Annotated in this window: 9 protein-coding genes; all 9 read left to right on the top strand. The window is 35.4% G+C overall.

Translation table 11 applies throughout. The features are described from left to right. Positions 1-288 precede the first annotated feature (288 nt). The 9 genes from QA612_RS16315 to mutS all read left to right on the top strand — a co-directional run bounded on the left by QA612_RS16315 (position 289) and on the right by mutS (position 13,039). Positions 289-2,031 (top strand): 2-oxoacid:acceptor oxidoreductase subunit alpha, encoded by a 1,743-nt coding sequence (locus QA612_RS16315; RefSeq protein ID WP_278284879.1) that lies wholly within the window; start codon positions 289-291, stop codon positions 2,029-2,031. A 1-nt stretch (position 2,032) separates the two neighbouring features. Beyond that, positions 2,033-2,899 carry a 2-oxoacid:ferredoxin oxidoreductase subunit beta gene (locus QA612_RS16320; RefSeq protein ID WP_278284880.1) on the top strand — a complete coding sequence of 289 codons (867 nt, stop codon included), beginning with the start codon at positions 2,033-2,035 and terminating at the stop codon, positions 2,897-2,899. A 290-nt stretch (positions 2,900-3,189) separates the two neighbouring features. After that, positions 3,190-4,233, top strand: coding sequence for an L-threonine 3-dehydrogenase (gene tdh / locus QA612_RS16325; RefSeq protein WP_278284881.1), 1,044 nt, complete (start codon positions 3,190-3,192; stop codon positions 4,231-4,233). 86 nt (positions 4,234-4,319) lie between these two features. Next, positions 4,320-5,495: a glycine C-acetyltransferase gene (locus tag QA612_RS16330; RefSeq protein WP_278284882.1), complete on the top strand. Its 1,176-nt coding sequence runs from the start codon at positions 4,320-4,322 to the stop codon at positions 5,493-5,495. Between the two features lie 179 nt (positions 5,496-5,674). Next, complete coding sequence (miaB, locus tag QA612_RS16335; RefSeq protein ID WP_278284948.1) at positions 5,675-7,225, top strand: tRNA (N6-isopentenyl adenosine(37)-C2)-methylthiotransferase MiaB; 1,551 nt, start codon at positions 5,675-5,677, stop codon at positions 7,223-7,225. Further along, the gene (locus QA612_RS16340; RefSeq protein WP_278284883.1) at positions 7,225-7,644 is read left to right on the top strand and encodes a YlbF/YmcA family competence regulator; all 420 of its coding nucleotides are present in this window, start codon (positions 7,225-7,227) and stop codon (positions 7,642-7,644) included. The genes miaB and QA612_RS16340 overlap by 1 nt, the downstream gene beginning before the upstream one ends. Before the next feature lie 925 nt (positions 7,645-8,569). Then, positions 8,570-9,142 (top strand): outer spore coat protein CotE, encoded by a 573-nt coding sequence (locus tag QA612_RS16345; protein ID WP_278284884.1) that lies wholly within the window; start codon positions 8,570-8,572, stop codon positions 9,140-9,142. 117 nt (positions 9,143-9,259) lie between these two features. Then, a complete protein-coding gene (locus QA612_RS16350; protein WP_278284885.1) occupies positions 9,260-10,333 on the top strand; it encodes a putative amidoligase domain-containing protein in 1,074 nt (357 codons plus the stop codon). Positions 10,334-10,396: 63 nt separating this feature from the next. Beyond that, a complete protein-coding gene (mutS, locus tag QA612_RS16355) occupies positions 10,397-13,039 on the top strand; it encodes a DNA mismatch repair protein MutS (protein ID WP_278284886.1) in 2,643 nt (880 codons plus the stop codon). Positions 13,040-13,058 lie beyond the last annotated feature (19 nt).

The raw sequence follows: 13,058 nt of genomic DNA on the forward strand, positions 1-13,058 counted from the left end.
CTTGGAACGTTTTGAGAAAAAAGCAAACCAGGATCACGACTACATATCTTTAAGATGAAGTGTGTGTACAGATTCATAGCAATAAAAAGTTCGGAGGAAACTTTCTAAAACGGTAAAGTAAACATATACTATGTTGCATATTTCTTAAGCTATTTTAGAGTAAATAAAGATGTTGCCGCAATCAAAGAAAGTAACAAGGCTGAACAACAACAAATGAATGTGTTCACATTCACAGGAAAAGGTAGTAATAGTTTACTCATTGTCATATTAAGAGGGGTGGAGTAGAAAATGATCAATCAACTTTCATGGAAAGTTGGCGGGCAACAAGGTGAAGGAATTGAAAGTACTGGAGAAATATTCTCAATGGCTCTAAGTCGTTTAGGATATTACCTATATGGATATCGCCACTTTTCATCAAGAATTAAAGGTGGTCATACGAATAACAAAATTCGTGTGAGTACCAAACCTATGAATTCCATTTCAGATGATTTAGATATTCTCGTAGCTTTTGACCAAGAGACGATAGATTTAAACCATCATGAATTACTTTCTGGAGGCGTCATAATCGGGGACAGTAAATTTTCCCCTAAACTCCCGGAAGGAAGTGCGGCAAAGCTATATGCCGTACCATTTACAGAAATAGCTTCTGAATTAGGGACATCACTTATGAAAAACATGGTTGCCGTAGGGGCATCTAGTGCATTATTAGGGGTTAAAGTTGAGTCCTTTCAATCTGTTGTTGAACAAATATTTTCTAAAAAAGGTGCTTCTGTTGTTGAAAAAAACATGGAGGCCATTTCAAAAGGAATGGAATATTTCCAAAATGAAGCGCAAGGAAATGTAGGGGATTTCCAATTAGAAAAGGCAGACGGAAAAAATCGGATGTTTATGATTGGAAATGATGCTATTGCCTTAGGGGCACTAGCAGGTGGAGCTAGGTTCATGCCAGCCTATCCAATCACACCAGCATCAGAAATAATGGAGTATTTAATTAAAAAATTACCTGAATATGGTGGAACAGTTATTCAAACGGAAGATGAAATTGCTGCATGTACGATGGCTATCGGTGGTAATTATGCAGGCGTTCGTAGTTTAACTGCTTCAGCTGGACCTGGTCTATCATTAATGATGGAAGCTATTGGTTTAAGTGGTATTACAGAAACACCACTCGTTATTGTTGATACACAACGTGGTGGTCCAAGTACGGGCTTACCGACAAAGCAAGAGCAGTCAGATATTTTTGCAATGATTTACGGAACTCATGGCGAAATTCCAAAAGTAGTTCTGGCACCATCGACAGTAGAAGAAGCCTTTTATGATACTGTTGAAGCTTTTAATATTGCAGAAGAATACCAGGTTCCAGTTATTCTACTAACGGACTTAGCTCTTTCTTTAGGTAAACAATCAGTGGAGCCACTAGATTTTAGTAAAGTAGAAATTAGACGTGGTAAATTAAATATATCTGAGGAATTACCTGAACTAGAAAAAAATGAATACTATAAACGTTATGAAGTTACTAAAGATGGCATTTCTAAGCGAGTTATTCCTGGAATGAAAAATGGTCTTCATCATGTAACTGGTGTTGAACATAACGAACAAGGTAAGCCATCAGAAGATCCGAATAATCGCATACTACAAATGGATAAGCGTATGAATAAGTTAAATGAACTTCATAGCTTATATCCAAATCCTGTATTCAAGGATGAACGACATGCGGATGCAGACCTTTTAATTATTGGTGTAAATTCAACACGTGGAACGATTCAGGAAGCTATTCCACGTCTAGAAGAAGACGGATTAAAAGTTAATCATGGGCAAATTAGATTGATTCACCCATTCCCTACGGAAGAATTGAAAAGTATGGTGAAAAATGCAAAACGAGTTGTTGTTGTTGAAAACAATGCAACAGGTCAGATTGCTCAGCTAGTAAAAATGAATCTAGCTTATGGAGATGTACAATCTATATTGAAATATGATGGGAACCCATTCTTACCATCTGAAATCTACAGCCGATGCAAGGAGTTGTTCTAATATGGCTACTTTTAAAGACTTTCGTAATAACGTTAAACCAAATTGGTGCCCAGGTTGTGGTGACTTTTCTGTCCAAGCGGCCATTCAACGAGCAGCCGCTAACGTTGGTGTAATTCCAGAGGAATTAGCCGTTGTTTCAGGAATAGGTTGTTCTGGAAGAATTTCTGGATATATTAATTCGTATGGTTTCCATGGTATTCATGGACGTTCATTACCAATTGCACAAGGTGTTAAGATGGCTAATCGTGAATTGACTGTCATTGCATCTGGTGGAGATGGGGACGGTTTTGCAATCGGTATGGGACATACGATTCACGCAATTCGAAGAAATATTGATGTGACTTATATCGTAATGGATAATCAAATTTATGGATTAACAAAAGGGCAAACTTCTCCAAGAAGTGAAATGGGTTTCAAGACAAAGAGTACTCCAGGAGGATCCATTGAATCTGCCTTAGGAGTAATGGAATTAGCTATTTCTTCAGGAGTTGGTTTTTTAGCTCAGAGCTTCTCTAGTGACTTAAAAGAATTAACTTCACTAATTGAGCAAGGTATTCAGCATAAAGGTTTTTCATTAATTAATGTATTCAGTCCATGTGTAACATTTAATAAAATTAACACATATGACTGGTTTAAGGAGAATCTTACTTCTCTATCTGATATTGAAGGATATAATCCAGAAGATCGATTGGGAGCAATGAATACTTTAATGAAGCATAATGGTTTAGTAACTGGGTTGATCTATCAAAATAAAGAGAAACCTTCTTATGAATCGTTAGTTAGTGGATTTAAAGAAGAAGCGTTAGCAAAACAAGATCTACAAATGGATCAAAATGAATTTGATAAACTTGTATCAGAGTTTATGTAAATGATAGAAAAAGCACCCCGAGGGGTGCTTTTTTTATTGCCTTTTAATATTAAATAGACAGGGTATTACAAGGATAGGTGATAAATGAAGATAATAACAATTATAGTTCAAATATTATAGTATGACCGAATATTAATGATACTAGAGTAAGGATAAATAAACTCTACTATGGGAAAAAAAGTGTGCAATTATAACGGACAGTACATTGTGGAGAGACACTCTAAGTGATAAAATAAACATGAAAAGAAAAAAGAGATTAATTATATAATCACAATAAGGGTGAATAAATAATGAAAAAAAATTATATGAAAGCTATTGTAAAAGATACAAGGGCTCCAGGTGCAAAACTAAAGGAAATGCCAATTCCCAACATTGGAGATCATGATGTACTAATTCAAGTAAAGGCAACGTCAATATGTGGAACAGATGTGCATATTTATGCTTGGGATGAATGGTCTCAGAGTAGAGTGAAACCACCATACATTTTTGGACATGAATTTGCAGGAATTGTTGTAGAAAAAGGGAAATATGTCAATAACGTTGAAGTAGGTGATCACGTTTCTGCAGAAACACATATCGTTTGTGGTCATTGCCCACAATGTTTAACTGGTCAAGCACATATTTGTGCCAACACGCAGATCATTGGTGTAGACCGAGATGGTTGTTTTGCAGAGTATGTTGCATTACCTGCAGAAAATATGTGGAAAAACAACCCTGATCTTCCTTTTGAAGTAGCAAGCGTTCAAGAGCCTTTTGGAAATGGTGTTCATACAGTGTTAGCTGGGGATATAGCAGGGAAGTCAGTGGCTATCATTGGATGCGGTCCTATTGGAATTATGTCCGTTGGCATCGCAAAAGCAGCCGGAGCATCTCAGGTAATAGCATTTGATTTAAATGAGTACAGGTTAGATTTAGCGAAAAAAATGGGTGCAACAACTATTGTAAATTCTGGGAAGGAAAATCCTTTAGAAGTTGTTTCTAAATTAACAGCTGGAAATGGTGTAGACGTCGTATGTGAGATGAGTGGTCATCCAGTTGCAATGAATCAAGGCTTTAAAATGGTAACAAATGGAGGCAGAGTTTCTATTCTTAGCCTACCTGTAAAACCAGTTGAAATTGATGTGACGAATGATATTGTATTTAAAGGGATTACTGTTCAAGGAATTACTGGTCGCCGTATGTATGAAACATGGCAGCAAGTATCCGGTTTATTAGGATCGGGTCAGGTTGATGTAAGACCAATGATTACACATCATTTCCCATTAGAAGAGTTTGAAAAAGGCTTTGATCTAATGATCCAAGGAAAATGTGGAAAAGTTGTTCTACATCCATAAAACAAACAAGACTCGTTAAGCAAATAAAGAAAAGGTTGCTTTAAAAAATATTTTTTACTTTATGGACTTTTAAGGGAGGCGGAATAATGAAGGGATTTGAGTATTTAGAAGAAGAACTTCAACAAATGAAAGAAGAAGGTTTATTTCGTACACTTGTTCCACTAGAGTCAGATCAAGGTGCAAAGGTAACAATCAATGGAAAAGAAGTAATCCAACTTTCATCTAATAACTATTTAGGTTTAACAAATCACCCTAGAATGAAGGAAGCTGCCATTAAAGCAGTGGAAAATTATGGTGCAGGTACAGGTTCTGTTCGAACAATTGCAGGGACATTTTCCATGCATGAACAATTTGAAAGGAAGCTTGCAAAATTTAAACATACAGAAGCTACCCTTGTTCTACAGTCTGGCTTTACTGCAAATCAAGCAATCCTTTCATCCATATTAACAAAGGATGATGTTGTCATTTCCGATGAATTAAACCATGCATCTATTATAGATGGAATTCGATTAACAAAAGCAGCTCGAAAAATATATAAACACGTAAATATGGCGAGTCTTGAGACTGCATTAAAAGAGTCAGCTCATTTCCGTAATCGTCTCGTTGTAACCGACGGTGTTTTTTCAATGGATGGAAATATTGCTCCACTACCTGAAATTGTTCAATTATGCGAAAAATATGATGCACTTGTGATGGTGGATGACGCCCATGCTAGTGGAGTACTTGGAAGAAATGGAAGAGGAACGGTGGATCATTTTGATTTAAATGGAAGAGTTCATATACAAGTAGGTACATTAAGTAAGGCTATTGGAGTATTAGGTGGTTACATTGCTAGTACACAAGCAGTACGAGATTACCTCATTCATAAAGGACGCCCTTTCTTATTTAGTACATCTCATCCGCCGGCAGTAACAGCTGCATGTTCAGAAGCTATTGATATATTATTAGACGAACCAGAAAGAATAGAACGTCTTTGGGAAAATACGAAGTTTTTAAAAGACGGTTTACGTAAACTTGGGTTTGAAATAGGAACGAGTGAAACTCCTATAACTCCAGTTCTTGTTGGAGATGGAGCAAAAGCACACCAGTTATCTGACAAACTTTTATCCTATGGAGTATTTGCTCAAGGAATTGCTTTTCCAACAGTACCGAAAGACTCTGCGAGAGTTCGAACTATTGTAACAGCAGATCATACAAAAGACCAATTACAAGAAGCACTAAATGCCTTTGAGAAAGCAGGGAAGGATTTAAATATAATTTAAAACATAGAAAGCTGTTCGAATTGTTCATTAAATAAAATGAAACATACTAGGACAGCTTTTTAAAAATATTATGAAAATAGATAGAATTGGACAAATCATAAATAGTATTGTTTGTTTTCATACAAGGGTTTATAATGGGTAGTTGTATGTCTACAATACAAAAATGGAAGGGGATTAAAATGAACGAAGAGCAGCGTAAACAGCAAAATCAAAGAGATGAGGTAAATTATTCTGCGGACAAAAAATCCGACCAGGGTAAAAAAGACTTCTCTCAATATTTTCAGACAACGTATATACCCCCAGATTTAAAGCGAGCAAAAAAACGGGGAAAAGAAGACGTAGAAATTCATTACGATTTTGAAATACCTGAAGATATGAGGGGAATTGGTCAAGGAAAGAAATTTCTTATTAGAACATACGGATGTCAAATGAACGAGCACGATTCCGAAAACATGGCTGGAATCTTATTAAACATGGGCTTTGAATCGACAACAGAAACAGAAGATGCTGACATAGTCCTTTTAAACACATGTGCCATAAGAGAAAATGCAGAAAACAAAGTTTTTGGTGAGATTGGTAATTTAAAACCGTTAAAGCGGGAGAAGCCAGAACTTATTATTGGTGTATGTGGTTGTATGTCTCAAGAGGAATCTGTCGTTAATAAAATTTTACAAAAGCATCAGCATGTAGATCTAATTTTTGGTACTCACAACATTCACCGATTACCAACGTTAATAAAGAATGCTATCTTTAATAAAGAAATGGTGGTTGAAGTTTGGTCTAAAGAGGGAGATATAATTGAAAATATGCCTCGTGCTCGAAAAGGCCAAATCCAAGGCTGGGTTAACATTATGTATGGCTGTGATAAATTCTGTACGTACTGTATTGTTCCTTACACACGTGGAAAGGAACGTAGTCGACGACCAGAGGATATTATTGAAGAAGTGCGTCATCTAGCTCGAAATGGGTATAAAGAAATTACTCTTTTAGGTCAAAATGTTAACGCCTATGGAAAAGATTTAGTAGATATGAATTACGGACTTGGAGATTTAATGGATGAAATTCGAAAGATTGATATTCCACGTGTCCGTTTTACAACAAGTCATCCTAAGGATTTTGATGATCACCTTATAGAAGTATTAGCAAAAGGTGGGAACCTTGTAGAGCATATACATTTGCCAGTTCAAAGTGGTAACAGCGATATTTTAAAGCTTATGGCAAGAAAATATAGTCGTGAAGAATATGTAACGCTTGCTAAGAAGATTAAGAATGCAATTCCACATGCATCCTTTACAACGGATATTATTGTAGGGTTTCCAAATGAGACAGAAGAGCAATTTCAGGATACATTGTCACTAATGATAGAAATGGAATACGATAGCGCCTATACGTATGTATATTCTCCTCGTGAAGGAACACCAGCAGCAAAAATGGAAGATAATATTCCATTAGAAGTGAAAAAGGATCGTTTACAGCGATTAAATGCTTTAGTGAATGATATTGCAGCAGAGAAAAATAAAGCTTATCAAGATCGTATAGTGGAAGTATTAGTTGAAGGGGAGAGTAAAAAGAACCCTGATATTCTGGCAGGGAGAACGAGAACTAACCGTCTTGTAAACTTTAAAGGACCTAAATCATGTATTGGTGAGATTGTTTATGTTAAAATAATAGAAGCGAAATCATGGTCTCTAGATGGTCATATAGTCGAAACTGCCGAGGTGAATAATTAATGTCAAACATGTATACAAAACAACAAATCGTCGATAAAGCGAAAGAATTGGCAAAAATGATTGCAGAAACAGAAGAGGTTGATTTTTTTAAGCGTGCTGAGCTTCAAATTAATACCCATCTACGTGTACAAGAAATTATTGGTCAAATGAAGTCTCTTCAAAAGGAAGCTGTAAATTTACAACATTATGAAAAGCATGAAGGCTTAAAAGCTGTTGAAGAAAAAATTGATGCATTACAGGATGAACTGGATGAGATTCCATTAGTAAGAGAATTTAAGCAATCCCAAACAGATGTAAACCAATTACTACAGCTTGTAAGCACAACAATTTCAAACAATGTTACAAATGAAATTATTAAATCAACTGGCGGAGATGTTTTAAAAGGAACAACTACAAAAAATCCATTACACAAATGCTAGTAAACATGGAAACCATCACATACAATGTGGTGGTTTTTTAGTTTGCATGTGCGGTCTACCCTGAAAATACGATAGAAGACTCGATATTGTTCCCGCAAACGATGGAAAAACAAAAATGCGGTGAGAATGAAGACGCTAGATAGAAATATTTTCATCTCCCATGGTGCAAATCTCCACTTGCATGGGTGGTCTACCCTTAAAATAGAACCGTTCAGGAGTGGAATGCAGCGACTCAATCGACGAAACTTCAAATCCACTACCCGTTGTCTCGATGGATGAAGTTACAGGGCAACACTATACATAGGTAGATAATAAAGTGTGCACTACAACTGGCAATTCTAAAAATTCATGATATGTGATAGGGAAGAAGACGGCTGTACGTTCAAGATCCTGCGCATTGTTGATTTTCTGGTTCATTGGACGTCTTCTATGTGCCTGCAAATTTGCTTTTTCCCTCCTTTGTTCCTGTAAATGTTGTTTTTCCTATTGCGGGAACATTGGCCGACACTTTCTTTCGTCTCCCCTGAAAATATAAATAAATCCAGTAAATGTTTTAGTTTTTCTCATATTATTTGTAGTTTTTATAATTTTTCACGTACCGTATCTGAATTTTATTGAGAAAATATACACTTCTCAATCATGAACCACATATCTATGACATATAAATAATTGAACTATTAGTATTAGAATGAAAACTTATGAAATGAGGAGTGTAATACGTTTTATGCATTAGGAAAAAGCTTTGGCATTTCACAGCTGAAGTAATATTTGGAACGAAAGAAACGAAAAGTGAATAGTTTGCAGTAGTCAAACATTTAATTAATCACATTGGTTATATGTCTTGCATAGTATGCAAGTGAAACCGTCTTGATTTCTAGGATTTTCGTTTGCTGCGCATCAATCAATTGTTTGAGGAGGGAAAAGTATGTCACCAGCAGACAAAGAGCTAAATTACAGAGAGATTATTACGAAAGCCGTATGTGGGAAAGGAAGAAAGTTTTCGCAAGCTAGTCATATTATTACACCAGCACAGCAGCCTACAAGTATACTAGGTTGTTGGATTATCAATCACAAATACGAAGCAGCAAAAAAAGGGGATGCCATAGAGGTAAAAGGAAAATATGATATTAATATTTGGTATTCCTACAGTAACAATACAAAAACAAACGTAGCAACGGAAACAGTAACGTATACAGATGTTGTTCCTCTAGCAATGCAGGACAAAAATGTCCTTTCAGATCAATTAGAAGTAGTTGCTAGAGCAGTTCAACAACCTAACACACTAGAAGCAACAATTGCTACAAATGGTTGCGATGTGAACGTTCAAGTAGAACGTGAATTTTTAGTGGAAGTTATTGGGGAAACAAAAGTATGTGTTTACGTTAATCCAGAAGGCTGTGTTGATGATTGGGATGAAAAGGTTTGGGATTATGATGTAGAAGATGAAGATTTTGAAGACTTAGATCCAAACTTCCTCATGGGTGATTTAGAAGAATAAGATGATTAGGAAGAAGATAGCCTTCTTCCTTATTCTTTTTTACACAGTAAATTGTATTTTAGAGGTGTCTCATCACTGAGGCACCTTATACATTTAAAAGCTAAAGGGGATATCCTTATGAATAAATATCCTTGGGAGAATCATTACATCAGAACATCAGTATATGACGAGAAATATTTTCAACTTTTCGTTATAGGTAAGGAATATTTTCCAATTAAGGTTAAGATTAAAGAACCTTATAGAAAAGAAATAGGTTTAAGCGATATAAATGATTTACGTAAATATTATCTTGGACAAGAAATGTTAGATTTTGCTATGATGACTGCTTATTATTGTAATGCTGTTAGGTACAACGTCCATGTTCAACGAAAAGGAAAAGAAATAACAATCGTTACTGTAAAAAATAACAGTGATCAAACTCCAGTGAATCGTATAAGGTCTAATGGACTACATACTTATTCAAAGTCGTTATTAGGAGCAGATTTGGAAGTAATGTGTCAGAAAAGAAATGGGAAGTTTGTTGCAATTCCTTTTAAAGAAGATCATGATAAAGAAATCGGTACGGATAGAGCTCTCATTCGTAAAGGAAATACTTTTTATCAGCCCATTATTGAGCTTAGAGCAAATCCTCAAAAAACGGGGGAATTGTTACAGAAAGAATTTGTTAGATTAAAGGGAGATTTGGAAGAAAAGGTAAAGGAACGTAACCTCACCATTGTTTCTACGGATAACCCTAAAGGTAGATTTTTTCTCGGAGGACATTTTCACATTTCGAACTCCTTTCCTACTTACAGAAAAACTTCTTTATTAGATGGGCTAGTTACATTACCATTAGTTAGTATAAAGAAAGGAAATAATATGCTTCGTCGAAAGGGATACGGAAGACTAGGTTCTATTAGGTTAAATAAATTTAATGGTTTTGAGTATCGAACTTTACCAACTTGGTATTCCTTAATTGATGAAGGAAAGCCTTTTTTTAATTGGATTGAAACCATATTTTTTAATGATACGATACCACCATTAACGTTTTCCGAAAAATTACTAACTTCTTATTATGATGGTGACAATGAGACATTAAAAGAAGAAGTAAATAGATTTTTAAGAAAAATTGTACCATTTTTAACAGAAGAAGAGGAAAAAACGTTGCTTGATTGGATAGATTGGCTACGTATGATGGAAATGAAGGATTAGCAGGAAAGAGAACGTATGTTATAATATTTTCTATAGAAATTGTGTATAAGTTGGAGGATTATGATGGCAAAACAGACGCCGATGATTGAACAATATTTAAGAATTAAGGCAGAGTATGAAGATGCCTTTTTATTTTTTCGTTTAGGTGATTTTTATGAATTGTTTTTTGAAGATGCTATAAAGGCTGCAAAGGAATTGGAGATTACGTTAACGAAACGGGGAAAAGCAGACGATAGTATTCCAATGTGTGGTGTACCTCATCACTCTGCTGAGCAGTACATCTCTCAATTAATAAAACGAGGATATAAAGTGGCTATTTGTGAACAAACAGAGGACCCTCAACAAGCTAAGGGGGTTGTTCGCCGGGAAGTTGTACAAGTTATTACCCCTGGTACTGTTATGGAGGGAAATGTAATTCATGAAAAGGAAACGAATTATCTTTTGTGTATCACTCCATTTAATAATGAGACATTTGGATTAGCTGTAGTAGAAATGACTACTGGTGAGTTCCTTGTTACAGTTTTAAAAGGAGGGTTATCGGAGGTTATACATGAAGCAGCAGCTTTTCGTCCGAAAGAAATCGTAATTCCAACTGATTTTTTGAAGGAAGGACAAAGAGAATTAACACAAAAGCTTGGTGCCGTTCTTTCATATGAGGATGATTTGGCAACGGAGGAAGATAGCGAACGTCTCCTATATAAACTTGAGGCATCAGAAGCAAAGGAGACATGTAGAAGATTAATTCGTTATTTATATAGGACAACGAAGCGGAGCTTAGATCATATACAGCTAGTAAGCTACTATGAATCAAATGATTATATGGGTATCGATGTACACTCAAAACGGAATCTCGAATTAATTGAGTCGTTAAGAGAAAAGAAGAAGCAAGGATCACTACTATGGATTTTAGATGAAACAGAAACGGCCATGGGAGGAAGACTGCTGAAACAATGGATCGAACGTCCTCTTGTTTCAAAAGGGTCTATTGAAAATCGATTGAGTTTTGTTGAATCTCTCATTGATCATTTTTTTGAAAGAGAAGCATTAAAGAATCAATTAAATGATGTTTATGATTTAGAAAGACTTTCAGGAAAAGTTGCTTTTGGGAATGTAAACGGACGAGATATGCTCCAATTAAAAAGATCATTACAGGCTGTTCCTACTATTTTTGAAACAATCAAACAAATGGATAATCCGTATGCCTTATCATTAATTGAGAATATAGATCCATGTCATGAACTAACACAGTTGTTAGGGGAGAGTATTAAAGAAGATCCTCCAATAACAATTACAGAAGGAAATATTATAAAAGATGGCTATAGTCCTGAATTAGATCAATATCGAGATGCTATGCGTAACGGTAAATCCTGGATTGCTTCTCTAGAACAAAAGGAAAAGCAAGTAACAGGGATTAAATCCTTAAAGGTAGGCTTTAATAAAGTATTTGGATATTACATTGAAGTAACAAAAGCAAATATTCCAAATCTACCAGAAGGGCGATATGAAAGAAAGCAAACGTTGGCCAATGCAGAAAGATATATAACGGAAGAATTAAAGGAAAAAGAAGCTCTAATTTTAGAAGCGGAAGAAAAAAGTGAGAAACTCGAATATGAATTATTTATGGAAATTAGAGAAAAAGTGAAAGATTATATTCGTCCTCTTCAAGAATTAGCTATAATATTAAGCACGATCGATGTCCTTCAAAGCTTTGCTGAAGTAGCGGAAAAGTATCATTATGTAAAGCCACAGTTACTTGAAGATGGGGAAGTGAATATTGTAGATGGAAGACATCCTGTTGTAGAACGGGTAATAGATGGCGGTGACTACGTAGCAAACGATATCCTATTAAATGAAGATAATCAAATGCTATTAATTACAGGGCCAAATATGGCTGGTAAAAGTACGTATATGCGACAATTAGCCTTAATATCTATCATGGCCCAAGTCGGATCTTTTGTCCCTGCACAGCAAGCAAAGGTCCCTATATTTGATCAAATTTTTACTCGAATTGGTGCTGCAGATGATTTAGCTCAAGGTCAAAGTACTTTTATGGTGGAAATGCTAGAAACAAAACATGCTGTATCCCGTGCTACAAAAAATAGTTTAATTCTTTTAGATGAAATAGGTCGAGGCACTTCTACCTATGATGGTATGGCATTAGCTCAAGCAATTATAGAATATATTCATCACAATATTGGTGCCAAAACATTATTTTCAACCCATTATCATGAACTGACTATACTTGCTGAACAGTTACCGCTACTAAAAAATGTCCACGTGTCCGCAATGGAGGAGGATGGGAAAGTAGTTTTCTTACACAAAGTAGTGGATGGAGCTGCAGATCGCAGTTATGGAATATATGTTGCAGAATTAGCGGAGCTTCCCTCAGAGCTCATTGCTCGAGCTAAAAATATTTTACAGGATTATGAGCAAGGTACCGAAAAGAGAAGTCATTTAAACATTTCAAATGAATTAAACAATAATAAGAGCTATGAAGAAGTTGCTAGTACAACAATAGATGAAAATCATCAACTGACATTATTTCACGACGATTCGATTTCGAATAATAATGAAAATAAAAAAGACTTATTAAAAAAAGAAAAACAAGTAATACAAGATTTACAAGCATTGAATTTACTTCATATTACACCAATTGAAGCTATTCAAGTGTTAGATAGTCTTCAACGTAAGCTACTGAAAAAATAAAGTATTCATGGAAATAAAA

This window comes from Evansella sp. AB-P1 (assembly GCF_029688925.1).
Taxonomy (GTDB): Bacteria; Bacillota; Bacilli; order Bacillales; family Salisediminibacteriaceae; genus Evansella.